This window comes from Cupriavidus taiwanensis, assembly GCF_900250115.1.
In the GTDB taxonomy this organism is placed as follows: domain Bacteria; phylum Pseudomonadota; class Gammaproteobacteria; order Burkholderiales; family Burkholderiaceae; genus Cupriavidus; species Cupriavidus taiwanensis_B.
In genome coordinates this window covers 1,059,138-1,084,792 of the sequence record NZ_LT984803.1, presented here as the reverse complement: position 1 = coordinate 1,084,792, position 25,655 = coordinate 1,059,138, and the positions used below count along the sequence as shown (strand labels likewise).

At 67.9% G+C, this 25,655-nt stretch carries 22 protein-coding genes and 1 pseudogene; 13 read left to right on the top strand and 10 right to left on the bottom strand.

The window, feature by feature from the left end; translation table 11 throughout:
• Nucleotide 1: 1 nt before the first annotated feature.
• From CBM2586_RS05285 to nosZ, 4 genes are all read right to left on the bottom strand, one after another.
• Nucleotides 2-943 (bottom strand): ABC transporter ATP-binding protein, encoded by a 942-nt coding sequence (locus CBM2586_RS05285; protein ID WP_115686974.1) that lies wholly within the window; start codon nucleotides 941-943, stop codon nucleotides 2-4.
• Nucleotides 918-2,204, bottom strand: coding sequence for a nitrous oxide reductase family maturation protein NosD (locus CBM2586_RS05280; protein ID WP_115662553.1), 1,287 nt, complete (start codon nucleotides 2,202-2,204; stop codon nucleotides 918-920). Before CBM2586_RS05280 ends, CBM2586_RS05285 begins: the two co-directional genes overlap by 26 nt.
• A complete protein-coding gene (locus CBM2586_RS05275) occupies nucleotides 2,201-4,798 on the bottom strand; it encodes a NosR/NirI family protein (protein WP_115688656.1) in 2,598 nt (865 codons plus the stop codon). The genes CBM2586_RS05280 and CBM2586_RS05275 overlap by 4 nt, the downstream gene beginning before the upstream one ends.
• Nucleotides 4,799-4,868: 70 nt before the next feature.
• Nucleotides 4,869-6,818, bottom strand: coding sequence for a TAT-dependent nitrous-oxide reductase (nosZ, locus tag CBM2586_RS05270; protein WP_115686973.1), 1,950 nt, complete (start codon nucleotides 6,816-6,818; stop codon nucleotides 4,869-4,871).
• Nucleotides 6,819-7,202: 384 nt separating this feature from the next.
• On the opposite strand from nosZ, the gene CBM2586_RS05265 reads away from it, so the two are divergent.
• Nucleotides 7,203-8,153: an FAD:protein FMN transferase gene (locus tag CBM2586_RS05265; protein WP_115688654.1), complete on the top strand. Its 951-nt coding sequence runs from the start codon at nucleotides 7,203-7,205 to the stop codon at nucleotides 8,151-8,153.
• A 74-nt stretch (nucleotides 8,154-8,227) separates the two neighbouring features.
• On the opposite strand, the gene CBM2586_RS05260 is transcribed toward CBM2586_RS05265, so the two are convergent.
• Nucleotides 8,228-8,626: a c-type cytochrome gene (locus CBM2586_RS05260; protein ID WP_012352395.1), complete on the bottom strand. Its 399-nt coding sequence runs from the start codon at nucleotides 8,624-8,626 to the stop codon at nucleotides 8,228-8,230.
• A gap of 10 nt (nucleotides 8,627-8,636) precedes the next feature.
• On the bottom strand, nucleotides 8,637-8,984 hold the full coding sequence (locus tag CBM2586_RS05255; protein ID WP_018005502.1) for a c-type cytochrome: 348 nt from the start codon (nucleotides 8,982-8,984) through the stop codon (nucleotides 8,637-8,639).
• 539 nt (nucleotides 8,985-9,523) lie between these two features.
• On the opposite strand from CBM2586_RS05255, the gene CBM2586_RS05250 reads away from it, so the two are divergent.
• Genes CBM2586_RS05250 through CBM2586_RS05240 form a run of 3 tightly spaced genes read left to right on the top strand, consistent with a single transcriptional unit; the run spans nucleotide 9,524 to nucleotide 12,202 of the window.
• Nucleotides 9,524-10,405, top strand: coding sequence for an AAA family ATPase (locus tag CBM2586_RS05250; RefSeq protein ID WP_115662555.1), 882 nt, complete (start codon nucleotides 9,524-9,526; stop codon nucleotides 10,403-10,405).
• Entirely contained in the window at nucleotides 10,405-10,998 is a 594-nt protein-coding gene (locus CBM2586_RS05245; protein WP_115662556.1) for a GNAT family N-acetyltransferase, read from the top strand. Before CBM2586_RS05250 ends, CBM2586_RS05245 begins: the two co-directional genes overlap by 1 nt.
• Nucleotides 10,999-11,026: 28 nt before the next feature.
• The gene (locus tag CBM2586_RS05240; protein WP_111519607.1) at nucleotides 11,027-12,202 is read left to right on the top strand and encodes a vWA domain-containing protein; all 1,176 of its coding nucleotides are present in this window, start codon (nucleotides 11,027-11,029) and stop codon (nucleotides 12,200-12,202) included.
• A 183-nt stretch (nucleotides 12,203-12,385) separates the two neighbouring features.
• On the opposite strand, the gene CBM2586_RS05235 is transcribed toward CBM2586_RS05240, so the two are convergent.
• Nucleotides 12,386-13,294 carry a LysR substrate-binding domain-containing protein gene (locus CBM2586_RS05235; RefSeq protein ID WP_115686972.1) on the bottom strand — a complete coding sequence of 303 codons (909 nt, stop codon included), beginning with the start codon at nucleotides 13,292-13,294 and terminating at the stop codon, nucleotides 12,386-12,388.
• Nucleotides 13,295-13,424: 130 nt separating this feature from the next.
• Between CBM2586_RS05235 and CBM2586_RS05230 the strand changes: the two genes are divergently transcribed.
• The 3 genes and pseudogenes from CBM2586_RS05230 to CBM2586_RS05220 all read left to right on the top strand — a co-directional run bounded on the left by CBM2586_RS05230 (nucleotide 13,425) and on the right by CBM2586_RS05220 (nucleotide 16,366).
• On the top strand, nucleotides 13,425-14,411 hold the full coding sequence (locus CBM2586_RS05230; RefSeq protein ID WP_115662558.1) for a tripartite tricarboxylate transporter substrate binding protein BugE: 987 nt from the start codon (nucleotides 13,425-13,427) through the stop codon (nucleotides 14,409-14,411).
• Between the two features lie 14 nt (nucleotides 14,412-14,425).
• Entirely contained in the window at nucleotides 14,426-15,313 is an 888-nt protein-coding gene (locus CBM2586_RS05225; protein WP_115686971.1) for an N-formylglutamate amidohydrolase, read from the top strand.
• Between the two features lie 250 nt (nucleotides 15,314-15,563).
• Nucleotides 15,564-16,366: pseudogene (locus CBM2586_RS05220) on the top strand (BspC domain-containing protein).
• Nucleotides 16,367-16,458: 92 nt separating this feature from the next.
• Here CBM2586_RS05220 and CBM2586_RS05215 read toward each other — a convergent pair.
• Both CBM2586_RS05215 and yaaA read right to left on the bottom strand, forming a co-directional pair.
• Nucleotides 16,459-17,592, bottom strand: coding sequence for a M14 family metallopeptidase (locus CBM2586_RS05215; RefSeq protein ID WP_115686970.1), 1,134 nt, complete (start codon nucleotides 17,590-17,592; stop codon nucleotides 16,459-16,461).
• A gap of 38 nt (nucleotides 17,593-17,630) precedes the next feature.
• Nucleotides 17,631-18,416, bottom strand: a complete 786-nt coding sequence (gene yaaA / locus CBM2586_RS05210) for a peroxide stress protein YaaA (RefSeq protein ID WP_115688652.1) — start codon at nucleotides 18,414-18,416, stop codon at nucleotides 17,631-17,633.
• 49 nt (nucleotides 18,417-18,465) lie between these two features.
• Here yaaA and CBM2586_RS05205 point away from each other — a divergent pair, with 49 nt between their 5' ends.
• Both CBM2586_RS05205 and CBM2586_RS05200 read left to right on the top strand, forming a co-directional pair.
• Nucleotides 18,466-19,017: a PIN domain-containing protein gene (locus CBM2586_RS05205; RefSeq protein ID WP_115686969.1), complete on the top strand. Its 552-nt coding sequence runs from the start codon at nucleotides 18,466-18,468 to the stop codon at nucleotides 19,015-19,017.
• A gap of 78 nt (nucleotides 19,018-19,095) precedes the next feature.
• Complete coding sequence (locus tag CBM2586_RS05200; RefSeq protein ID WP_115662562.1) at nucleotides 19,096-20,268, top strand: pyridoxal phosphate-dependent aminotransferase; 1,173 nt, start codon at nucleotides 19,096-19,098, stop codon at nucleotides 20,266-20,268.
• Between the two features lie 123 nt (nucleotides 20,269-20,391).
• On the opposite strand, the gene CBM2586_RS05195 is transcribed toward CBM2586_RS05200, so the two are convergent.
• Entirely contained in the window at nucleotides 20,392-21,036 is a 645-nt protein-coding gene (locus CBM2586_RS05195) for a glutathione S-transferase (protein WP_115686968.1), read from the bottom strand.
• Between the two features lie 186 nt (nucleotides 21,037-21,222).
• Between CBM2586_RS05195 and CBM2586_RS05190 the strand changes: the two genes are divergently transcribed.
• The 4 genes from CBM2586_RS05190 to CBM2586_RS05175 all read left to right on the top strand — a co-directional run bounded on the left by CBM2586_RS05190 (nucleotide 21,223) and on the right by CBM2586_RS05175 (nucleotide 25,515).
• A complete protein-coding gene (locus CBM2586_RS05190; protein WP_115686967.1) occupies nucleotides 21,223-22,746 on the top strand; it encodes a 3-hydroxyacyl-CoA dehydrogenase in 1,524 nt (507 codons plus the stop codon).
• Between the two features lie 54 nt (nucleotides 22,747-22,800).
• The gene (locus tag CBM2586_RS05185) at nucleotides 22,801-23,580 is read left to right on the top strand and encodes an oxepin-CoA hydrolase, alternative type (protein ID WP_115686966.1); all 780 of its coding nucleotides are present in this window, start codon (nucleotides 22,801-22,803) and stop codon (nucleotides 23,578-23,580) included.
• A gap of 73 nt (nucleotides 23,581-23,653) precedes the next feature.
• Nucleotides 23,654-24,382, top strand: coding sequence for a histidine phosphatase family protein (locus tag CBM2586_RS05180; protein ID WP_115662566.1), 729 nt, complete (start codon nucleotides 23,654-23,656; stop codon nucleotides 24,380-24,382).
• 56 nt (nucleotides 24,383-24,438) lie between these two features.
• Nucleotides 24,439-25,515 (top strand): phosphotransferase, encoded by a 1,077-nt coding sequence (locus tag CBM2586_RS05175; protein ID WP_115662567.1) that lies wholly within the window; start codon nucleotides 24,439-24,441, stop codon nucleotides 25,513-25,515.
• Nucleotides 25,516-25,655 lie beyond the last annotated feature (140 nt).

Here is a 25,655-nt window from a genome sequence, read left to right as displayed (position 1 = left end):
CTCATGCCCCCATCCCGAGAAACAGGTCCTCGAGCGACGGCTCGCGGATCTGCAGGTCCAGCAGCCGGCCGGCGAGCGGCTGCAGCGCAGCCAGCACCGCCATCTTGGCGGCGGGCGCACAACGCACCGTCAGCGCGCCGGGCGGCGCGCCGTCGAGCTCCAGCGCGGGCAGCGCGCGCAGCCGGCGCAAGGCCTCGTCGCGCGCGCCGGACTCGACCCGCAGCACCAGCGTCAGCGGCAGGCCGGCCCGGGCGCGCAGCGCCTCGAGGCTGCCGGCGGCCCGCAGCCGGCCCGCGCAGAGGATGGCAAAGCGGTCGATGCGCTGCTGCAGCTCGGCCAGGATGTGCGAGGTGATGACGATGGTGACGCCGCGCTCGCGCAGCGCGTTCAGCATGGCGTAGAAGTCGCGGATCGCGGCGGGGTCCAGGCCGTTGGTCGGCTCGTCGAGGAACAGCACGCGCGGCGCCCCCAGCAGCGCCTGCGCAAAGCCGAGCCGCTGGCGCATGCCTTTCGAATATTCGCGTACCGGACGCGCGGCGGCACAGGACAGGCCGACCTGGCCGAGCATCGGCGCGCACGCTTCGGCCTTCACGCCCTTCAGCCGCGCGAAGAAGCGCAGCGTCTCCAGGCCGCTCAGGTTGTCATGGAGAACCAGATGTTCAGGCAGGTAGCCGATGCCACGGCGTGCCGCGCGAAACGCGCGGCTGCCGACCTCGGCCCCGGCCACGCGCAAGCTGCCATGCGTCGGCGGCAACAGGCCCAGCATCATCCGGAACAGCGTACTCTTGCCCGCCCCGTTATGGCCGATCAGCCCGAGCAGCTCGCCCTGCCCCACGCTCAGGCTGACATCGTCGACCGCGCGCAGCGCGCCGAAGTGCTTGCTGACGTTGGACAGCACGATCGCGTCCATGGCGGGATCAATGGCTGGCGTCGGCCGGCTCATGCCATTGCCTCCAGTTGGCGCGGGCCGGACGCATGCGCGGATATGGATCGACCACTCCCGGCGCCCGGATCACGGGAAACTGGCGCCCGGCCAGCCGCAGCGCCTGCAGCGCCGGACTGCCCAGCAGCAGCGCCACGCCCGGATAGCGCCAGCTGAGCCGGTCGACCACATCATTGGCCCGGTACGGGATATCGCCCACGCCATCGGCATCGCGGTCCCAGCCCAGGTAGTTGCTCCAGTAGTTGCCCTGTCCGCGCTCGGGCGGGTTGCGTCCGCCCCAGGCCTCGTCGCGCGCGCCGACATAGCGCACCGGCTCGCGGTTGCCGATGAAGTCGTTGCCCTGCACCAGGTTGCGCGTCGATCCCGCCGACAGGTGCACGCCGATCGCATTGCCGAGCACCAGGTTGCCGCGCAGCTGCGCATACTCGACGTCGTAGATAAAAAAGCCGCGCTGGTTGTGCGCCACCACGTTGCCCTCGACCTCCGAGTCCTGCAGCGTGCGCAGCATGATGCCGTGGTCGGCATTGGCCCAGGTGCGGTTGTTGCGCACCACCTGGTCGCGCACTTCCATCAGCGCCAGCCCGCCGCGGTTGCGGTAGCTGTCGTTGTTTTCCCACAGGTTGTGGTACGAGTTCATGTAATGGGTGCCATAGCGGCTATGGTGCAGCCGGTTGCCGCGAAACACGGCATGGTGCGAGACGTCGACGTAGAGCGCGTCGCGCACGAAGCTGATGTGGTTGTCGAGGATGCGCGCGCCGCGCGTGTTGTAGAGCTGCACGCCGTTGCCGCGCTGCGCCGAGTTGTAGTCGCGCTTGCCGGTGATGGTGTTGGCCTCGACCCGGACCTCGTCGGCCTTTTCGATCCACAGGCCGAACAGGTTGTAGGTCAGCTCGCAGTGCCGCACCACGGCGCGGTGCGCGCCGGGCTCGATATAGATGCCGGCGTTCTGGTCCTTCAGGCTGTCGCCCGAGTCGCGTACGATCAGCCCCTCGACCACCACGCCGGGCGCGGCGATGCGCAGCGTATCGCCGCGCAGCGCGCCGCTGAGCGTCGGCCGCGCGATGCCGCGCAGCACCAGTGGCTTGGCGACGGTGAAGTTGCCGGTGTAGTGGCCGCGCGCGATCTCGATGGTGTCGCCCGCGCCTGCGGCATCGAGCGCCGCCTGCAGCGACTGGCCGGGCTGCACCCGCCAGGTCGCCGCCGGCGCGCCGGTCATGCCGCAGACCAGCCATAGCAACGGGATACCGGACAGCAGCTTCATGCGGCCAGCACCCCCATCGCCTTCAGCGCCAGGAACATCATGGCACCCACCAGCAGGTTCTTGAAGCCGACATAGCTGAGCATGTCCATCACGGTGGCGCGACGATGGCGGCTGCGCCACCATGGGCCATCCTTGACGTAGCGCTTTGCCGACAGGCGGATCAGCACCTCGTACAGGCTCCAGCCCAGCCACCAGCCAATCACCGCGCCGGCACGCAGTTGTCCGCTGGCCGCCAGCGCCCACGCCACGGTGGTCGCCAGCGCCACCGCCAGCTGCAACGCGGCGGCGGAGCGCCAGCCTTGCCCGCTCCATGGCCACAGGTGGTCCCACAATTCGGCGAACCAGCGCGCGGCACCCATGGTGGCGGCGTGGGGCGGCAACAGGGGATCGGTCGGCATGCGCGGATCGGGACCCGTCGGTTGTGCCGCGGCGGCCGGCACCGGCACCAGCGGGATGAAATACCCGTCGCGCCCGACCGGCGTCAGCGGCAGCCCGTCGCGCTCGCGCCGCTTGCGCTCGCGCGCGAGCGGCGGGCAGCCGTGGGTATCGGTGTAGAGCACCATGCAGTCGAGGCAGTGCAGGCACTCGCGCTGGTCGATGCGGCCATCGGCATCGATCGCCTGCGCGCCGCAGCCCGCCGCGCACGCCTTGCAGCGGTTGCAGTCAGGCTTGCGCCGCAGGCCGAACCAGCGGAACGTGCTCGGCATGGCCAGCGCAGCACCGAGCGGGCACAGGTACTTGCAGTAAGGCCGCTCGATGAACAGCGACAGACCCAGCAGCGCGCACGCGAACAGCCCGTACGGCCACGCGCGGTTCGCGATGCCGACCAGGAAGGTGGTCTTGAACGGCTCGATCTCCGCCAGCCGCTCGGCCAGCCCCATCGAGAACACCGATACCGCCAGCAGCGCGAAGAAGACGCCGTACTTGACCCACTTGAGCCGGTCATGCCAGCGCCGCGGCAACTGCCGCTGCCAGCGCTTCAGCCCGACGAAACCGCCGAGCTTGTAGATCGCCTCGGACAGCGAGCCGAACGGGCACAGCCAGCCGCAGAACAGCCCGCGCCCGAACAGCAGCACCGTGACGATGATGAAGATCCAGAAGCAGAAGATAAACGGATCGCTCAGGAACAAGGCCCAGTCCCAGCGCAGCAGCAGCGCATGGAACCACGTCAGCACCTGCGTGACCGAAGGCTGCGCCATCGCGCCGAAGCCCACGAAGACGATGCTGATGGCCCATGCCGTGTACTTGAACGCATTCACCGGCCACTTGTTCTTGTGGGTGGCACGCCGCGTCAGGCGCTCGCGCAGCGCATAGACCAGCGTGACCGCGCCCAGCAGCGCCACGAACAGCGCGATGGTGCCGGCCTGCCGGCGCCACACCTTGCGCCACGGTGCTTCGGGCACGTCGACATGGGGGCGGCCACCCTGCAGCAGCGCCGCCGGCAGCCAGTACGGCGCGTCGAAGCTGGCAAAGCTGCGCGTGCCGGTGGCGCGATCGACCCGGTTGCCGAGGAACGACAGCTTCCACGGATACGCCGCGGAAAAGGCCGGCGAGCGGATCACGAAGATCCCCGACTCGGTCGGCACAGGCGCCCCCGGTGCGGCCACGCCATAGAGGTTCAGGTAATCGAGGTCGCGGAAGGTGAAGGCGTCGGCGTCCTGGCGTACCTGCACCCGGTCATAGATGCCGCCACGCACGAAACCCGAGCCCTTGAACGACTCCGTGCCGGCGCTGCGGATCACGAAGATGGCGTGTTCGCCCGGGCGCAGCTGCGCGCGCAGCCCCTGCCAGCCGGCATCGCCGAGCACGCTGCGCGCGATATCGGGATGGTTGAGGTCGCCGAACCACAGCTCGATGAATGGCCCGCCGCCGCCCGGCAGGCCGACCTGCGCGGGCTGCACCAGCAGGCGCTGCACCGCGCCCATCGCCACCAGCTGCGGCCAGCTGTAGTGCGTGCCGCTTTCAACGAACCGCGCCGGCGCGCGTTGCGTTGGCGCCAGGATGCCGACCTGCCGCGCCAGCGCCGCACCCGCCGTGGCCAGCACCTGGTTCTGCGCGATCACCGTCACCGTGGCGCCCGATATCGCATCGACCCCGACCACGCCTTCGTCGGGACGCGACTGCCCCACTTCGATCTTGTCGGCGACCGACTTGCCGACGTACTGCCGGTTGAAATCCAGCAGCGCCGATTCCGGGATGCCCAGCAGCAGGATCGGCTCGGAATGCTTCAGCACCTTGACCCCGGCATAGCGGCCTTGCGTGTCCATGCCGATCAGCGTTACCACCGGCTTGCCCGAATACGCCGGCGTGTCGGTGATATCGGTGGACAGCATGACGTAGCCGAGCAGTTCGCGCTTGCCGCCGGAGCCGGTGCGATAACCCTCGACATAGGGCGGCTGGCCCATGCGCGGCGAGAAATGCGTGGCGCCGGGCAGTACCTGCGCGCACGGCACCAGTGCGCACAGGTCGGCGGCGGTGGCCAGTTGCGGCGGCAGCTCGGCCTCATAAGCGCCCGCATGCGCGGGCGCGGCCAGGCCGAGCCAAAGCAGCCACGCGGCCAGGGCCGCGACCAGTCCCTTGAAGATTGCGTGCATCATGGAAACGCAGCAGGCACGGCGCTGCCCGCGGCAAGGCGCCGCGCGCAACAGGCCGCGCCAGGCCGTCTCAGGCCTCGACGATCATGCGGCTGCGCATCTCGAGATGCAGCGCGTGGCAGAAGTGGGTGCAATAGCACCAGAACACGCCGGGCTTGTCGGCGACGAAGGTTACCGACGCGGTCTCCTGCGGATTGACGATGAAGTTGACGTTGTACTTCGGGATGGCAAAGCCGTGCGTCAGATCCTCGATCTTGTCCAGGTTGGTCAGGATCAGCGTGACCTCGTCGCCCTTCTTCAGCTTGATCTCGCGCAGCGAGAACACCGGCGCCTGCGACGTGATCTTCACCGTCACTTTCTTGCCGTTGCGAAATACGCCCGACTGCTGCGGATCCTTCACCGCCAGCGGGAAGTCATCCAGCGCATAGACCTGCTTCGGCCGCAGCAGCTCGCGACGGAAGATGACGAAGTCGTGCGGTTCGCTGTGCACCGGATGGTCCGCCAGCAGCACCATCTTGTCGCCGGAGATGTCGATCAGCTGCTCGTTCTCGGCGTGCAGAGGACCCACCGGCAGGAAACGGTCCTTGGAGAACTTGCAGCCCACCGCGAGCAACTTGCCGTCCGCGGCGACGGTCTCGGATTGCGAGGCATTGAGGTGGCCGGGCTGGTATTGCACGTCGAGCCGGTCGACCACGTACTTGGCGCTCTTGTCGCCCCGGTGGAAGCGGATCGCCGCGTCGATGTTCCACTTGACCACCTGGCTGTCCAGGAACAGCGTGGTGTAGGCGTTGCCGCGGCCGTCGAAGGCGGTATGCAGCGGCCCCAGGCCCAGCTCGACCTCGGCGACGATGGCATCGTCCAGCCTGGCCAGCTTGCCGTCGAACCAGTCCAGCACCCTGGCCAACTCGATCACGGTGCCGGTCGGCGACAGCTTGCCGGCGCAGATGAAGTACTTCTGGTCGGGGCTGGCGTTGACACCATGGGGGTTCTTGGGCACCGAGACATAGGCGGTCAGCGCCGTGGCCGGGTCCTGGTTGGCGGCATGCGTGCCGTCGACCACCGGCACCTTCGAGTCGCCAATAGTCTTGAACTTGCCGGCCTTGACGGCCGCCTCGATGCGGGCAATGTTGAAGAACAGGCAGGCATCGCGCTCGGCCGACATCATGTCCTCGAAGCGCACGCCCATCTCCACGTTGTACTGGTTGGTGGCGGCCAGCTTGCCGTCATACGAGGTCGCGACCAGGTCGCAGTTGCCATCGATCAGCACCTGCCAGCGCACCGCCATGGTCTCGGCGTCGACGCAGGTGAACAGCGAGCGGTACTTGCTGCCGTCCTCGGTCGGCGTGTTGGGCAGCGGCACGCCGAACTCGGCGCCGCAGAACACGCGCGTGGTGTAGTTGATACCGGCGTCAACGGGATCGCGCTTGTCCGGGAAGATGCCGTGGAAGCCCTGCACATTGGGCAACTCGGTGATCTTGTCGCAGATGAAGTAGTCAAGCCGGATGCGCGCCAGCCGCGCATTGATCTTGTCGTTGATCCAGGCATAACGGCCGTCGTAGTTGCCGTCCTTGTACGAGGCGTGCACGTGATGGGTGTCGCCGACGGTGTATTGCAGGCTGCCGTCGGGGCGCGTGCCCATCACGCGTTTCGATTCATTGGTGATGCCCCACCCCGTCAGCGCATCCGGCACGAAGCACGGAATCCGGTGCAACTCGCGGCCGGAGGGCAGGCCCAGCACGCGCATGTCGCCGGCATGGCCGCCGCTCCACAGCCCGTAGTAGGTATCCAGCTCGCCCGGCTTCAGGTGCACCGTGGTGGCGGCGTTGCCGGCACGGCCGGCCTGGGCCCCGGCGTCGCTGGCGGGCGTGGGCACGACCGGCGCGGCCGGCGCGCCGCCGTTGTCGGTGCAGGCCGCCACGCCGGCAAGGCCGGCGAGCGCCGCGGTATTGATAAAGCGCCGCCGTCCCGGCGCGGCCGGTGCGTCGTGGGGTGGCAGGGGATGCTGCGTGTGCCTGGTCATCTTGGATCCTCGAACCGTCATGGCAAAGGCGGAGTCCGCTCCGCCGGCTTGCTGCTTGTGTTGTCTTGTCGTGGCTTGCTGCCGGCTACAGATGGTCGAAGCAGTTGGCGCGATCGAGGTTGATGATCGTCATGGTTCTCTTGAATATTCATTGTCGATGCATGTTTTTGTCCGGTGGCGCGGACAGAATGGCGGCACGGCAAGGCCCACTGCCGCTTTCGCGATCGACCCACCCTCGTCATGCGCTTCAAGACCCTGCTGCCCACACAGTCCTCCCTTCCCCACCGCGGCCACGCCGCCCACGTCGACCACGTCGACCACATTGACCGCAGGCGCCGCGCCATCGTCCGCGGCGCCGCCAGCGTGCCGCTGCTCGCCACCGGGATGTTCGTGCGGCCGGCGCTGGCCGATGCCACCGTCACGCGTGCATCGCGACGCTTGCTGGGCACGCGCGTGGACATCGTCGTGCAGGACCACGACCACGGCGCGGTGCAGGCCGCCATCGCCGCGGCCTTTGCAGAGATGATGCGGCTGGAGCAGCTGATGAGCCGCTACCGGCCCGACAGCCAGATCAGCGCGCTGCAGCGCGCGGCGGGGCGTCATCCGCTGCGTGTGGCGCTCGAACTGATGACGGTGCTGCAGGCCGCCGCGGCAGTTTCGGCACGATCCCGCGGCGCCTTCGACATCACCGTCGGAGCCTTCGCCGGCTGGCGCTTCGGCGCGGATGGCAAGCGCGTGCCCGACGCCGCCGAACTGGCGCGGGCGCGCCCGCTGGTGGACTACCGGCAGGTGAGCCTCGACGCCCGCCGCGGCGAAGCCATGCTGGCCCGACCTGGCATGCGCCTGGACCTGGGCGGCATTGCCAAGCTGCCGATCCTCGATGCGGGCATGCAGTTGCTGCGGCGCCATGGCCTGGCGAATGCGATGGTCAACGGTGGCGGCGATGTGCTTGCCATGGGAAAGCTGCAGGGACGCGACTGGCGCATCGGCGTGCGCGACCCGCTCGCGCCGGCACGGCTGCTAGGCGTGCTGCAGGTGAGCGACGCCGTGGTGGCATCGTCGGGTGACTACGAGCGCGGCTTTGTCGCCAGCGGCCGGCGCTATCACCATGTGCTCGATCCCGCCACCGGCCTGCCCTCGGCCGGGCCGCACGGGGTGACGCTGGTGGCGCCGACCGTGGCCGCGGTCAACGGGCTAGGTGCCGCGCTGATGGTGGCCGGCCAGGCGGCCTGGGACCGGCTGGCCGAGGGCAGCGCCGGCGTCGATGGGCTGGTCGTGGGCGACGGCGGCCGATGGATGTCCGCAGGCATGGCGCAAAGGCTGCGGCTGGCTTGAACTCCCGGCCGTGGACAAAAAAAAGCCGCTTCCAGCGAAGCGGCCTGCTTGCCTGCGGCCAGCGCCGCCGGCCGTTACTTCTTCAGCACCAGGTCGCCCGGCAGCGACTCGATGTAGGCGGCCATGTCCTTCAGCTCCTTGCGCGTGAACGGACGCGGCTTGCCATCCTTGTCGGTGACAGCCGGATTGGCATTGACCTGGCCTGCCATGATCGCGTTGGAACGGCCCACCAGCGCATTGCCCGACACCTGGTAGGACATCAGGGCGTGATACAGGTAGTCGGCATGCTGGCCGGCCAGCTTGGGGTAGTCGGGCGAGATCGGCTTGTTCATGCCGGCGCCGTGGCAGGCCACGCAGTTCCCCTTCTCCACCAGGGTCTTGCCGTTGGCAAGGTCGGCGGCCGAGGCCGGCATGGCGGCAGCACCCAGCACGAGTGCGCCGAGCGCGAACGAAAGCGTCTTGAGCGTCTTCATGTGGGGTCTCTTACTTGAGGGAATTGTTCTGCGTGCCGGCGGTCTGCTGCGAGTAGTACGCCGCCACGTTGGCGATGTCCTGCTCGGTCAGCGTCGCGGCAATGCTGCGCATGGTGGGGTGCTTGCGCTCGCCCTTCTGGTAGGCCTTCAGCGCGTTCTCGATGTACTTGGCGCTCTGGCCGCCCAGCAGCGGCACTTCATAGATCTCGGGGAAGGACGCACGGTAGCCCGGAATGCCGTGGCATCCGATGCACATTGCAACCTTGTCCTTGGCAGCGTCTCCATTGCCCTTGACTTCCTGTGCCTGCACGGCCGTTGCAGCCGCGCCCAGCACCACCATCGTGAGGAGCTTTTTCATTGTCTTTGCGGATTGGAAGTTAAACCGTGTGACCTGCCCTGCCGGGCGGAGACGGTTTCAGAATGCTTCTGCGGGGCAACCAGGGCAGCCGGTCGATTGGCCGAGGTGCAACCCGCCAGAGATGTCGCATCCGGTCGGTTTGCCGGGGTGTGGAACACCATTCTGGAACCACCTCGCGCAATCGCCGCGACCCGGAAGGGCCGCTGGGACTTCTGAACGCGGACTGCCGGATACTGGAGAACTGGACGTGGGGCGCGTCAAACCGACGCATTGTACCGCAGCCGGCACCTGCCAGTCCAGCCAGCGGCCAGCACCAGCGGAACCCTGTCGGCGCGCGCCAACACGAACCGCAAAGGTCTTTTATACTGGCCCATCCCGGGAAACCGCACGACCGTTCGCGGACGCTCCGCCAGCGGCGCGCGGGCGCCCGCCACGGACCCTGTTTCCATAACGAAAGCGCGCATCGCAGCGCGAAGAGACCGCGCCCAGCACGCCAACCCGGCCCTCGCCCGCGAGCGGCCGCCACCTCAGGTTGCCTCATGTCAAACACCGCCAACGCCCAAGCCTCCTCCCAGCCGGTCCGCTTCGAAGGCAGCGACCAGTACGTTGCCACCGACGACCTCAAGCTCGCCGTCAATGCCGCGCGCACGCTGCAGCGCCCTCTGCTGATCAAGGGCGAGCCCGGCACCGGCAAGACCATGCTGGCCGAGGAAGTCGCCGCCGCGCTGGGCATGCCGCTGCTGCAATGGCATATCAAGTCGACCACCAAGGCACAGCAGGGCCTGTACGAGTACGACGCCGTGTCGCGCCTGCGCGATTCGCAACTGGGCGACGACCGCGTCCACGACATCCGCAACTACATCGTCAAGGGCGTGCTTTGGCAGGCCTTTGAAGCCGACGAGCAGGTGGTGCTGCTGATCGACGAGATCGACAAGGCCGACATCGAATTCCCCAACGACCTGCTGCGCGAACTCGACCGCATGGAGTTCTACGTGTACGAGACGCGCGAACTGGTCAAGGCGAAGCACCGTCCGCTGGTGATCATCACCTCGAACAACGAGAAGGAGTTGCCCGACGCCTTCCTGCGCCGCTGCTTCTTCCACTACATCAAGTTCCCGGACGCCGACACCATGCAGCAGATCGTCGACGTGCACTATCCCGGCATCAAGCGCGAGCTGGTTGCCGCCGCGCTGGAATCGTTCTACGAGATGCGCAACCTGCCGGGCCTGAAGAAAAAGCCTTCCACTTCCGAGCTGATCGACTGGCTCAAGCTGCTGATGGCCGAGGACATTCCGCCCGAGGCGCTGAAGAGCCCGGACAAGAAGGCTGCGATCCCGCCGCTGCACGGCGCGCTGCTGAAGAACGAGCAGGACGTACACCTGTTCGAGCGCCTGGTGTTCATGAACCGCGCCAACCGCTGATGAGCGACTTCATCCAGCCCGTCACGCTGTCAGGCCAGCACGCCACGCTCGAACCGCTGAAGGCCGAGCACGCGGACGGCCTGCGCGCCGCCGCCGACGACGGCGAACTGTGGAAGCTCTGGTACACCAGCGTGCCCGCCCCCGAGCGCATGGAGGCCGAGATCGCACGTCGCCTGGGCCTGCAGCAACAGGGTTCGATGCTGCCGTTCGCGGTGCGCGATGCCGCCGGCGAGCTGGCCGGCATGACCACCTACATGAACATCGACGCGGCCAACCGGCGCGTCGAGATCGGCTCGACCTGGTATGCGCGCCGCGTCCAGCGCACGCCGCTGAACACGGAATGCAAGCTGATGCTGCTGGGCCATGCCTTCGACCATCTCGACTGCATTGCCGTGGAATTCCGCACGCACTGGATGAACCAGCAAAGCCGCGCCGCGATCGCGCGGCTGGGCGCCAAGCAGGACGGCGTGCTGCGCAACCACCAGCGCATGCCGGACGGCTCGCTGCGCGACACCGTGGTGTTCTCGATCATCGCCAGCGAATGGCCGGCGGTGCGGCAACACCTGCAATTCCAGCTCGACCGGCCGCGCTGAAGCGGCCGCCGACTGAAAGCGAGGCATCATGCTGATCGATTTCTTCTTCTCGCTGCGCCACGCCAAGCTGCCGGTGTCGGTCAAGGAATACCTGACCATGCTGGAAGCACTCAAGGCGCAGGTCATCACGCCCTCCATCGACGAGTTCTACTACCTGTCGCGGATGACGCTGGTGAAGGACGAGAAGCACTTCGACAAGTTCGACCAGACCTTCGCCGCCTACTTCAAGGGCGTGGAGAGCCTGGTCGACTGGAAGTCCGACATCCCGCTCGACTGGCTGCAGAAAACGCTGGAACGCGAGCTGTCGCCCGAGGAAAAGGCCAAGATCGAGGCCATGGGCGGCCTCGACAAGCTGATGGAGCGCCTGAAACAGCTGCTCGAGGAACAGAAGGAAAAGCACGAAGGCGGCAACAAGTGGATCGGCACCGGCGGCACCTCACCGTTCGGCCACGGCGGCTACAACCCCGAAGGCATCCGCATCGGCGGACCGTCCAAGGGCAACCGCACCGCCATCAAGGTGTGGGAGGCGCGCGCCTACAAGGACTATGACGACCAGGTCGAACTGGGCACGCGCAATATCAAGGTCGCGCTGCGCCGGCTGCGCCGCTTCGCCCGCGAAGGCGCCGACACCGAGCTGGACCTCGACGACACCATCCATTCCACCGCGGCCAACGCCGGCCTGCTCGACATCAAGCTGCGGCCCGAGCGCCACAACAAGGTCAAGGTGCTGATGCTGATGGACGTGGGCGGCTCGATGGACGACCACATCAAGCGCGTGGAAGAGCTGTTCTCGGCCACCAAGACCGAGTTCAAGCACCTCGAGTACTACTACTTCCACAACTGCCTGTACGACTACGTGTGGAAGAACAACCGCCGCCGCCACGCCGAGAAGCTGGCGACGTGGGACCTGCTGCACAAGTACACGCCCGACTACAAGATCATCTTCGTCGGCGACGCCACCATGAGCCCGTACGAGATCCTGCAGCCCGGCGGCTCGGTCGAGTACAACAACGCCGAGGCCGGCGCGGTGTGGCTGAACCGGATGACCGAGCAGTTCCCGCACTTCGTCTGGCTCAACCCGGAGCCGGAAGGGCTGTGGCAATACCGGCAGTCGATCACGGTGATCAACCAGCTGATGAAGGGACGGATGTTCCCGGTCACGCTGGCGGGGCTGGAGCAGGCGATGAAGGTGCTGTCGAAGTAAGACTTGAAACGCGAAACGCGCGCCGCAGCCGACGCCGCGCGAACCCGGCTCCCCTCGCCCGCTTGCGGGAGAGGGGTGGGGGAGAGGGCCGGAGTGTCCACGAAGTAAGGCGTATCAGTCTTGCTCCCCCGGCGAGCAAACCGCCGGCATGCCAGCCTCATCGGCCGCCTCAGTCCGTCCGCCTCACCCAGGCCGCGCCAGGTCCGCCCCCTCCATCACCCACGCCCGGAACGTGCGCAGCGCCGGCAGGTGCTGCTTCTGCTCCGGATAGCACAGGTAATAGCCCTTCTTGGCCAGCACCTGCGCCGGATGCGCCACCACCAGCGCGCCGGTGGCAAGTTCTTGTTCAATCAGGCAGCGCGGGATCAATGCGATGCCCAGTCCCGACAGCGCCGCCTGCGTCAGCAGCGAAAACTGGTCGAAGCGCGCGCCGCTCCAGGCGTCTCGCGTGGGCAGTCCCAGCGTGGCAAACCAGTCGGGCCAGGCCTCGGGCACGGTGGTGTGGTGCAGCAGCGGATAGCGCAGCAACGACCCCGGCGTCGGCGCCACGCCGTCGGGCTCGGACGCCAGCAGGCCCGGCCGGCAGACCGGCAAGACTTCGCGGCCGGTCATGTAGTCGGCCAGGCTGCCGGGCCAGACGCCATCGCCGAAGCGAATCGCCGCATCGAGGTCGGGCTCGGAAAAATCGTAGCCCTGGGCATGCGGCACGAATTCCAGCGTCACCTCCGGATGGCGCGCGAAGAACTGCGGCAGGCGCGGGATCAGCCACTTGGCGCCCAGCGTCGGCATGCTGGCGATATGCAGCACGCCGCCCCGCCCCTGCCCGGCCATCAATTCCACCGTGGCGGCTTCCAGCTCGTTCAGGCTGGGCGCAATGCGCTCGAGGTAGCGCTCGCCCGCCGGGGTCAGCACCAGTCGCTGGCGCACCCGCTGGAACAGCTCGACCCCGAGGTAAGCCTCGAGGCTGCGCACCTGCTTGCTGACCGCGCCCTGCGTGACATGGAGCTCACGGGCAGCTACGGTAAAGCTGTTATGGCGCGCCGCTGCCTCGAAGGCGTGCAACTCGGTCAGCGACGGACATAGGCGCCGCATAAATCACCTCTACTTCACGACCAAATGGAATGAGCTAGGGATTTTATTTCGTTTGCGAGGGTTCCGCTTGCACGAGCAGAATCGTGAAAACGCCTTTGTCTCTTCCTTGATACCTTTCGCCACAAAGATCATGCAACGTCGCCACCTTCTCCGCGTCCTGGCCGCCGTTTCGGCCGCCCTCGCCACCGGCCTGTCGTTCAGCGCCGCCGCCCAGTCCGGCTACCCGACCAAGCCGATCACGCTGGTAGTGCCTTTCCCCGCCGGCGGCACCACCGACATCGTCGCGCGCATCGTCGCCGACAAGCTCGGCCAGCAGCTGGGCCAGGCGGTGGTGGTCGACAACCGCGGCGGCGCCGGCGGCAGCATCGGCACCACCTTCCTGTCCAAGGCCGCGCCGGACGGCTACACGCTGGGCATCGCCACGGCCTCGACCCACGGCATCAACCCGGCGGTCTACCCGCGCCTGTCCTACGATGCCACCAAGGACTTCACCCCCATCACCAACCTGGCCTCGGTGCCGAACGTGATGAGCATCCACCCGTCGGTCAAGGCCAACGACATGAAAGCGTTCATCGCGCTGGCGCAGTCCCAGCCGGGCAAGCTGGCCTATGGCTCGGCCGGCAACGGCAGCGTCTCGCACATGATGGGCGAACTGTTCAAGCTGAGCAGCAAGACCGAACTGCTGCACGTGCCGTACAAGGGCGTGGGCCCGGCACTGAACGACGCGCTGGCCGGCCAGGTGCAGGTGCTGTTCGACAACCTGCCGTCGTCGCTGCCGTTCATCGAGGGCGGCAAGCTGCGCGCGCTCGCGGTGGCGGCGCCCAAGCGCGTGGCCGCGCTGCCCAATGTGCCGACCTTTGCCGAACTCGGCCTGGGCGAAGTCAACGACGCCGCCTGGTTCGGGCTGATCGCGCCGGCCAACCTGCCGGCCGAGCTGCAGAACAAGCTGCATGCCGCCGCGGTCAAGGTGCTGGCGCTGCCGGAGGTCAAGGCCAAGCTGGAAAAGCTGGGCGCGACGCCGGTGGGCGACACCCCGGCGCACTTTGCCGCCCAGATCAAGAGCGAAGTGGCCAAGAACAAGCGCGTCGCCGCCGCCGCCAAGATCTCGCTCGACTGAACGCCACGCACACCATGACCGATACCGACCGAACCTTCGCGGACAGTCCGTTCTGCCTGTACCAGCCCGAGGGCGAGCCCGCGGCGCTGTTCCTGGACTCGCCGCACAGCGCGACCACCTACCCCACGGACTTCCGCCCCGATCCCGCGCTGCCGCTGCCGCTGCTGCGCCAGGCCGAGGACACCTTCGTCGACGAGCTCTACGCCGGCGCCCCGGCGCGCGGCATCCCGCTGCTGTGCGCGGGCTTTCCGCGCAGCTACCTCGACGCCAACCGCGCGCTCGAAGAGATCGACGAAGCCCTGCTCGACGCGCCCTGGCCCGGTACGAAGCAGGAGACCGCCAAGACCCGGCTGGGCAAGGGCCTGGTCTGGCGCGTGCTGGACACCGGCGAAGCCATCTACGACCGCAAGCTTAGCGTGGCCGAGGTACAGGCGCGCATCGAGCGCTGCTACCTGCCCTACTACGCGCAGCTGCAGAAGCTGGCCGAGCGCGCCGTCGCCAGCCATGGCAGCGCGTGGCATATCAACTGCCACTCGATGCCCAGCCACGCCGCGCCGTTCGCGACCGAATTCCCGGGGCTGGAGCATCCCGATTTCGTCGTCGGCGACCGCGACGGCACCACCTGCGACAAGCGCTTCACCGACCGGGTCGAGGGACTGCTCAAGGAGATGGGCTACGAGGTCTGGCGCAACCACCCGTACAAGGGCGTAGAGATCGTGCGCGTGGTCGGACAGCCTCAGGCCGGCCGCCACAGCCTGCAGCTGGAGGTCAATCGCAAGCTCTACATGGACGAGGCCGGCCTCACGCATAGCGCCGGCTTTGCCAAGCTGCGGCATGACCTGAACAGCCTGCTCGACGAACTGCTGCGCTTTACGCGCGCGATGCCGTCGCGCGTGGCCTGACACCGCCGCGCGCCGGCGCGCGGTGCCGCCGCCGTGGCGCGGCTCGGACCATTCCCACCCGCGCCGGGAGCACATGGCGCGGGCCGTAACGGGGTGGCGATGCGTTAGAAGAATGGGTAACAAGATTTAGGAACTTTGGCAGAGGGGTTTCCTCTATCATGGCAATCCTTTGCCAACCCAATCCTGGCTGCCGGCCCCGTGCGCCGGCAGGCAATCCCAGGCAAGCACACACGCTCACAACGCTAACACCGTGATCCGACGAATCTCCGCAATGCTCGGCAGCCGGCTGCGCATGGTGGCCGCCGCAGTAGCCGGTGCGATCGCGCTGGCGGGCTGCGCCAACCTGCCGGACGAGTCCGCCGGCACTGCCGCCGCCCCGGCGCCGGCCCCGGTCCCGCCGCAGCTCCCGCCCGCCCCGCCTCCGCACCGGCAGTTTCCGCCCGGCCCCCCACCAAGACCATCAACCTGCCCGACCGCGGCCGCGTCAGCCTGTCCGAATACCGCGCGCGCATGCGCGAGCAGCTGATGAAGACCGAGAACGCCAACAGCGACGTGGCCGACTGCGCCGCCCACGCCAGCTGGGTGGTGCCGCGCTCGGCCACCTACGATGCGCTGAAGATCCCCACCGGCGCGCTCGCCACGGGCCAGGCCAGCACCGAACCCTGGAGCGGGCGTTTCTCGCCGGGCAAGCAGGCGGTGCCGGTCAGCTCGGTGGTCACCTTCGCCGCCACCGCGCACAAGCGCCAGGGCAGCGACGACTGGCAGCCGGTCAAGGTCCGCTGCGGTTATGACGACGGCATGATGCTGGCGTACGAGCTGCTCGACAGCAGCGGCGCCACCATCAGCGAGCCTGCCGCCGCGCCGGCGGTGCCCACCGCCACGCGCACGTCGGCGAGCAAGAGCCGCAAGGGGGCCAAGGGCAAGAGCACGGCGCCGAAGTCCGGCAAGGCTTCTACGTCGAAGTCGGTGAAGTCGAGCTCTGCCAAGTCGACGTCGGCCAAGTCCACGTCGAGCTCGGCCAAGGCGGGCAGCAAGAGCAAGCAGAAGCAGTAGGCGCAGCAAGACAGCGAACGCCGTTGTGGACGCTGGTTGTCTCCCCTCTCCCGCAAGCGGGAGAGGGGAGACAACCAGCAGCGAGCCAACGCTCAGCCCAGATAATCCAGTATCGCCTGCAGCATCGCCGTTCCCAGCAGCGCACTGCGCGCACCATTCCATCCGACCGCCGGATCCGGCAGGTCGGCGTTGTCCTTGAACGGCATCTCCAGCGTCAGTGCCAGGCAGCCGAAGGTATGGCCGATGTACTTCGACGCCAGCTTGAGCGCGTCGGCGTTGTACTTGCTGGCCGCATAGCCATGCACGTCCTGGAAGTCCGGCGAGGCCCGCTTGAAGGCCTCGATAAAGCGCAGCTGCTCGCGCCGGCGCGCTTCGGTGAAACCCGGCAGCATCTCGCTGCCGGCGACGAAGTTGTACGGCAGGCCCTCGTCGCCGTGGATATCGAAGAACATGTCGCAGCCGCTGGCCTCGATCGCGCGGCGCACGTGGTAGACCTCGGGGCTGGTATCCGGGCTCGGCGCCATCCACTCGCGGTTCAGGTTGGCGCCCGCGGCGTTGGTGCGCAGGTTGCCGCGCGCCGAGCCGTCGGGGTTCATGTTCGGCACGATATGGAACACCGCGCGCTCGAGCAGCTTGCGCGCGGCCGGGTCGCCGGCCCACATGCCGGTGCCAGTCAGCCGCTGCAGCACGCCCTCGACAAACCACTCGGCCATGCTCTCGCCCGGGTGCTGGCGCGCGATCATCCAGATGGTCGACTTGCCCGGGCCGGGCTCGCCGATGGTGACGCGCGTCATGTCGCGCCCGTCGACGGTGCTGCCCAGGTGCGACAGCCGCGCCAGCGGCGAGCGCTGGCAGCTTGCCAGCAGCGCCAGGTGGCGCTCGTCCGGATAGGGCTCGAAATACGCGAACCAGATGCTGTCGTGCTCGGGGGTGACCTCCACCGTCATCACCTGCCCGTCGAAGCGCGTCGGCACGCGGAACCAGTTGGCGCGGTCGTACGACGCCACCGCGCGGTAGTCGCGCCAGCCATCCGGATAGGTGCAGTCGCCCGCGTTCAGGAAGTGCATGCGGCAGGCCTGCCCGGCCGCTCCCTGCAGCCGGAAATGGAACCACTGGCGGAAGTCGGCGTGCGAATCGGCACGGATGCGCAGGCGGATATCGTCGGCGCGGTCGAGCGCCTCGACCTCGATGGCACCGGAATCGAAATGCGAAGAGATATGCAGCATGGCTGGCGGTCTCGTGGCGATGGGTTCAGGACGCGTGGTCAGTCTTCGAGGCGGCGGCGGAACACCCAGCGGGTCGCGTCCGAGGCCGCCTGGTCGAAGGCATAGCCGTCTTCGGCGAAGCGCTTGAGCTTTTCCGGCTCGGTCACGCGATGCGTCACCGCGTAGCGCGCCATGGTGCCGCGCGCGCGCTTGGCGTGGAACGAAATGATCTTGTAGCGGCCGCCCTTCCAGTCCTCGAACACCGGCGTGACGATGCGCGCCTGCAGCACCTTGGGCCGCACCACCTTGAAATACTCCTCCGAGGCCAGGTTGACCAGCACCGGCGCGCCTTCCTGCCTGAGCTCCGCCATGTCGGCATTGAGCAGCTGCGTGACATCGTCGCCCCAGAACGCGTACAGGTCCTTGCCGGCGGCATTGTCCAGGCGCGTGCCCATTTCGAGCCGGTACGGCTGCATCCAGTCCAGCGGGCGCAGCACGCCGTACAGGCCGGACAGGATGCGCAGGTGCTTCTGCGCAAAGCCAAGCTCGTCGGCCGATAGCGATTTCGCATCGAGGCCGTCGTAGACATCGCCGTTGAAGGCCAGCACCGCCTGCTTGCTGTTGGCCGCGGTGAACGTTGGCGACCAGTCGGCGTAGCGCGTCACGTTGAGCACCGCGAGCTTGTCGGAGATGTCCATCAGCGCGCCCACGTCCTGCGGCGCCAGCCGGCGCAGGCGCTCGATCAGCGCGGCGGAACGGTCGATGAAGCGCGGCAGCGTGTGGGTCTTGATGCGGGCGGGAGTCTCGTAGTCCAGCGACTTGGCGGGAGACAAAACGATGAGCATGGCAAAATCGCGGCAGTAGCCAAGGACAAACAAGCCCAGATTGTAGCGAATGCGCCTCGACACCACCGCAACCACCCCGTCCGCCGGGAACTCCGGCAGCCCGGCCGGCCGCCCCGCCGGCATCACATCCGCGCCGCGCGTGGTGCTGGACTCCAATATCTGGGTGGACCTGCTGGTCTTCCAGGACCCGCAGGTCGAGCCGATCTGCGCCGCGCTGGAAGCCGGCATCATCGCCCCGGTGATCCGCGCCGACTGCCGCGAGGAACTGCGCCGGGTGCTGGCCTATCCGCAATTTGCCCGTTTTGACGTCGATATCGGCGCAGCGCTGGCCACCGTCGACCGCCTCGCCAGCCTGGAAGCGGCGCCGCCGCAGGCCGCTTGCGACGCGCTGCGCCTGCCGCGCTGCAAGGACACCGACGACCAGAAGTTCGTCGAGCTGGCCCACTTTGCCGGCGCCGCCTGCCTGGTGTCGAAGGACAAGGCCGTGCTCAAGCTGCGCACCCGGCTGCGCCGCAGCAGCGGCGTGGAAGTGATGACGCCGCCGGCATTCGGCGCCTGGCTGGCCGCGCTGGCGCCGGCCGCGGCCGCCGATCCGCTTTAGAATGGCGGCTCGCGGCGCCGCCATGCGCTTGCCGCACGCCTGACCGCCCACCGTTCCTACCGCATCGACTCGCGCTCTATGTCCGCAGACACCACGCTCGCCCCACTGACGCCGCCGCCGTCGCGCCTGCCCGGCGTCGGCACCACCATCTTCACCGTGATGTCGGCGCTCGCCGCCGAGAAGAACGCGGTCAACCTGGGCCAGGGCTTTCCGGACTTCGACTGCGACCCGGGCATCGTCGATGCCGTCGCCGGCGCCATGCGCGCCGGCCATAACCAGTACCCGCCGATGGCGGGCGTGCCGCACCTGCGCCAGGCCATCGCCGCCAAGATCGCCAGCCTGTATGGCCACCAGTACAGCTGGGACAGCGAGATCACCGTCACCGCGGGCGCCACCCAGGGCATCCTCACCGCGATCCTGTGCGCGGTGCATCCGGGCGACGAGGTGATCGTGCTGGAGCCGTGCTACGACAGCTACCTGCCCGCGATCGAACTGGCCGGCGGCACCGCGGTGCCGGTCGCGCTCGAAGCGCCGGAATTCCGCGTGCCCTTCGACAAGCTCGCCGCCGCGATCACGCCGCGCACGCGCATGATCCTTGTCAACACGCCGCACAACCCCACCGGCACGATCTGGCGCGCGGCCGACATGGACCAGCTGGCGCAGATCCTCGCCGGCACCGACATCCTGCTGCTGTCGGACGAGGTCTACGAACACATGGTCTACGATGGCCAGCGGCACGAATCGGTGTCGCGCCATCCCGAGCTGGCGCGCCGCAGCTTCGTCATCTCGAGCTTCGGCAAGACCTATCACGTGACCGGCTGGAAGGTCGGCTACGTGGCCGCGCCGGCCGCGCTGATGGCCGAGTTTCGCAAGGTGCACCAGTTCAACGTGTTCACGGTGAACACGCCGGTGCAGCATGGCCTGGCCGACTACATGGCCGATCCGGCGCCCTACCTGCAGCTGTCGGCGTTCTACCAGGCCAAGCGCGATTTTTTCCGCGCCGGGCTGGCGGGGTCGCGCTTCAAGCTGCTGCCGTCGGACGGCACCTATTTCCAGTGCGTCGATTATTCCGCGATCTCGGACCTGGGCGAGGCCGACTTCGCCATGTGGCTGACGCGCGAGATCGGCGTGGCCGCGATTCCGGTCTCGGCGTTCTACTCGCAGCCGCGCGAGTCGGGCGTGGTGCGGTTCTGCTTCGCGAAGAAGGAAGAGACGCTGGCGCTGGCGCTGGAGCGGCTGGCGAAGCTGTAAGCCAGGACGGAATCGCTCGCGATTCGCGGGCATTTTTGTTGGCCGAGGCGTCTTGCATCCCGGCGGTTTGCTCCCCGCTCCCGCAAGCGGGAGAGGGAGTACTCGAGTGGCAAGGCGAACCGCTTACTTCCTGCTGCGGCTCATCATCAGCTCGGTGTTAGCCTTGCGGTCGGCATTGACCTTCTGCACCGACTCGCGCTGCGACAGCAGCTTCAGGTAGTCCTTGACCGGCAGTTCAGCCAGCATGTCGGTGCCATAGATGATCTTGGTGCACGACGACACCAGCGGCAGGTGCACCGCCGCCGCGCAATCGGCCAGCGTGAAGCCGTCGCCAGCGATGTACGGCGAGAACTTCGCCAGCTTGGCAAATGCCGGGATATAGCGCGTCAGCAGCTTGTGCTGGCGCTCCTTGACACTGTCGCTGACCTTGCCGCCGAAGAACGCCTCCGGGTACAGCTCGCGCGCGGTCAGCTCCAGGTAGAGCTCCAGGAACACGACGATCTCGCGCACCTTGGCGGCCTGGTACGGGTCCGCTGGCAGCAGCGGCGTCTGCGGGTAGGCCGCTTCCACGTATTCGGCGATGGCCGCGGACTCGCACACCGGGCCAGATTCGGTGATGATGTAGGGCACCTTACCAGCGGGCGTGGCCGCTGGATCGGTCTCGCCGATCCAGGCCAGCACTTCTTCGAACGGCACGTTCTTTTCCAGCAGCGCCAGCTTCACTTTGTTGTAGTAGTTGCTGGCGGCAAATCCGCAGAGCTTCAGCATGTCGTCTGTCTCCGTGATGGGATGGGTTCCCGCATCGAATCGCGTGGAACGGGGATTGTGGACCATCCGGCGTCTGCAGTGAACCGGCTGGCCGATCAGCGCACGCGGCCTGCCCTGCCGGTCTGTTGCGGAAGGTGCAAAAAACGTACGATCGTGCTAATTTAACCACAACTTTTGGGACGAATGATGAGCACTTTCACCATCGATACGCTGGGCATCGTCGGCACCGGCGCCATGGGCCGCGGCATCGCGCAGATCGCCGCGCAGGCTGGCCTGACCGTCAACCTGTACGACGCCAACCCGCAGGCGGTGGAAGCCGCGCGCAAGTACCTGCAGGACACGCTGGCCAAGCTGGCCGACAAGGGCAAGCTCAGCGCCGCCGACGCCGAGGCCACGCTGGCCCGCGTCAAGCCGTGCGCTGCGCTGGAGGATCTGGCCAACAGCGACATGGTGCTCGAAGCCATCGTCGAGAAGCTGGAGGTCAAGCGCGACCTGGTCGCCAAGCTGGAAGCGATCCTGCGCGAGGACGCGATCATCGCCTCGAACACCTCGTCGCTGTCGATCACCGCGATCGCCGTCGGATCGAAGCATCCCGGCCGCATCGCCGGCTACCACTTCTTCAACCCGGTGCCGCTGATGAAGGTGGTCGAGGTCATCGACGGCCTGTCGGGCGATCCCGCGGTCGGCGACGCGCTGATGGCGCTGTCGCGCCGCATGGGCCATACGCCGGTGCGCTGCAAGGACATGCCGGGCTTTATCGTCAACCATGCCGGCCGCGGCATGAATATCGAAGGCCTGAAGGTCGCGCAGGAAGGCGTGGCCGAATTCGCCGACATTGACAACATCATGCGCGAGCAGGCCGGCTTCCGCATGGGCCCGTTCGAGCTGATGGACCTGACCGGGCTGGACGTGTCGCACCCGGTGATGGAATCGATCTACAACCAGTTCTACCAGGAGCCGCGCTACCGCCCGTCGCCGATCACCGCGATCCGCGCGGTCGGCGGGCTGATCGGGCGCAAGGCCGGGGCCGGCTTCTATGCCTATGCCGACGGCCAGAAGCAGGTGCCCGCCGCCGCAGCGGTGCCGGCCGCGCGCCCGTCGAGCGTGTGGGTCAGCCACGCCAGCGAGCGCGGCCATGCCATGGTGACCAAGCTGCTGGGCGCGCTCGGCGTGACCCCGGAAGGCGGCAACCAGCCGTCCGCCGACGCGCTGATCATCGTCACGCCGCTGGGCCTGGACGCCACCACCAGCGCGCTGCAGCAAGGCCTGGACCCGGCCCGCACCGTCGCCATCGACACGCTGCTGCCGTTCGAGGCCACCAGGCGCCGCACGCTGATGACCACCCCGGCCACCAGCGCCGCCGCGCGCGACGCCGCGCATGGCCTGTTTGCCAGCGACGGCGTGCCGGTCACGCTGATCCGCGACTCCGCCGGCTTCGTCGCCCAGCGCGTGCTCTGCTGCATCATCAATATCGCCAGCGATATCGCGCAGCAGCGCATCGCCACGCCGGCCGACATCGACCTGGCCGTGAACCTCGGCCTGGGCTACCCGAAGGGCCCCCTGGCGCTGGGCGACGCGGTCGGCCCGCAGCTGGTGCTGGAGACGCTGCGCAACATGGAAGCGCTGACCGGCGACATGCGCTATCGCCCCAGCCCGTGGCTGTGGCGCCGTGCCGGCCTGGGCCTGTCGCTGCTGGCCGAAGAGCAGTAAGCCGTCTGCCGTCGCGTCCGCCCCCCCCACCGACCGCCCCCACCGAGCCACGCCATGCCCGCACAGCTGCTTTCCCGCCGCGTCGATTCGACGCTGGTGCTGACCATCTCCAACCCCGAGGCGCGCAATGCGCTGCACCCCGACATCTACGCGGCCTCGCAGCAGGCGCTGGACCAGGCCGCCACGGATGACTCGCTGCGCGCGGTCATCATCACCGGCGCCGACGGCGTGTTCTGCGCCGGCGGCAACCTGAACCGGCTGCTCGGCAACCGCAGCCAGCCGCCCGAGGTGCAGGCCGCCAGCATCGCGGTGCTGAACGGCTGGATCGAGTCGCTGCACGCCTTTCCCAAGCCGATCATCGCGGCGGTGGAAGGCGCGGCCGCGGGCGCGGGTTTCTCGGTGGTGCTGGCGTGCGACTTCGTAGTGGCGGCCAGCGATGCCAAGTTCGTGATGGCCTACGTCTCGGTGGGCCTGACGCCCGACGGTGGTGGCTCGTACGAGCTCGCGCGCGCACTGCCGCGGCCGCTGGCGAGCGAACTGATGATGGAAGGCAAGCCGGTGGACGCCGCCCGGCTGGCGCAGTTCGGGCTGGTCAACCGCGTCACCGGGCCCGGCCAGGCGCTGGATGAAGCGCTGCGCCTGGCGGCGGGCCTGGCACGGCAGTCGCCGCACGCGGTCGGCCGCATCAAGGCGCTGATCAACCATGCCGCCACCGCCTCGCGCGCCGAGCACTTGCTGGCCGAGCGCGACAGCTTCGTCGCGGCGCTGCACCACCCCGACGGCGGCGAAGGCATCAGCGCCTTCCTGGAGAAGCGCAAGCCACAATACCGCTGATCCGCGCGCGCGGATCATCAACACGGCAAGCCCGCGCAGACGGGCATGCCGGCACAATGCAAGGAGACCACGCATGGAATTGCCGCCGTCCTCGCGCCGCCGCATCTACCTGATGCGGCATGGTGCGGTTTCCTACTTCGACGAAGCCGGGCGCCGCACCGCCCTGCCCGAGCTGGTGCCGCTGAACGAGACCGGCCGCATGCAGGCCAGCGCCGCCGGCCGCGCCTTTGCCGCGGAGCAGATCCGTTTCGACCGCGTCATCGTCAGCGGCCTGCCGCGCACGGTCGAGACCGCGCAATGCGTGCTGGCCGAACTGCCGGAGATGGACGGCATCGCTCCCGAAGTCTGGCCGGAACTGCAGGAAATCCGCGGCGGCGACCTGTCCGCGATTGCAAGCGAGGACCTGCGCGATGCCTTTGTCGGCGCCTTCGAAGGCGAAGTGCCGGAACACAAGCGTTTTCTTAACGGCGAGAGCGTCGGCGCCTTCCTGGACCGGGTGCTGCCCGCGCTGGCGCGCCTGCGCGACGACCCCGACTGGGATACCGTGCTGATGGTGCTGCATGGCGGCACCAACCGCGCCATCCTGTCGCAGGCCATCAGCTGCGGGCGGCGCGTATTCTTCGGCTCGCTGCTGCAGACCGCCGGCTGCATCAATGTGCTCGACATGGGCGACGGCCCGCTCGACTGGGTGGTGCGCATGACCAACTACTCGCCACCCACGCCCGTGCACAGCGGCTCGCGCCACACCACCATGGAAGTGCTGCTGCACCAGTACTTGCGCGGACGACAGCCGCCCGGCTGAGGTTCCCCGCCCCCGCTTTCCTCATCGAACCCGAACAGAAAACCAACGGAGACAGCATGACCAGCAACGTATCGCACTTCGAAGGCACGCGCCCGGTGGCTGACCAGCAGCGTTTCGACACTGCCGCGCTGGAAGCCTGGATGCGGCAGCACGTGGAGGGCTTTGCCGGCCCGCTGACCGTGGAGCAGTTCAAGGGCGGCCAGTCCAACCCGACCTTCAAGCTGGTCACGCCGGGACAGACCTACGTGATGCGCGCCAAGCCCGGACCCAAGAGCAAGCTGCTGCCGTCGGCGCACGCGATCGAGCGCGAGTACCGCGTGATGGCCGCGCTGGCCGGCACCGACGTGCCGGTGGCGCGCATGTACGCGCTGTGCGAGGACGAATCCGTGATCGGACGCGCCTTCTACATCATGGAATTCGTCGCCGGGCGCGTGCTGTGGGACCAGTCGCTGCCGGGCATGGGCACGGCCGAGCGCAGCGCCATCTACGACGAGATGAACCGCGTCATCGCCGCGCTGCACTCGGTCGACTACAACGCCATCGGCCTGGGCGACTACGGCAAGCCCGGCAACTACTTCCAGCGCCAGATCGAGCGCTGGACCAAGCAGTACAAGCTGTCCGAGACCGAATCGATCCCGGCCATGGACGCGCTGATGGACTGGCTGCCCCAGCATATCCCGCAGGAAGACGCCGACCTGACCTCGATCGTGCATGGCGACTACCGCCTCGACAACCTGATGTTCCACCCGACCGAGCCGCGCGTGCTGGCGGTGCTGGACTGGGAGCTGTCGACGCTGGGCCACCCGATGGCCGACTTCAGCTACCACTGCATGAGCTGGCATATCGCCCCCGGCCAGTTCCGCGGCATCGCCGGGCTGGACTTCGCCGCGCTCGGCATCCCCGACGAAGCCAGCTACCGCCGCCTGTACGAGCAGCGCACCGGCCGCCCCATCACCGGCGACTGGAACTTCTACCTGGCCTTCAGCATGTTCCGCATCGCCGGCATCCTGCAGGGCATCATGAAGCGCGTGGTCGACGGCACCGCGTCGTCGGCGCAGGCCACCGACGCCGGCAAGCGCGCGCGGCCGATGGCCGAGATGGGGTGGGAATATGCGAAGAAGGCGAAGGACTGAGACTAAAAGCTAGAGATCAAAGGCTTGCCAAAGGTTTGCTCCCCTCTCCCGCTGGCGGGAGAGGGGCCGGGGGAGAGGGCAGGCCGTGGCATACCGCAGTGCTTGACTTCGTCGATACGCCGGCCACTCCCCGACCCTCT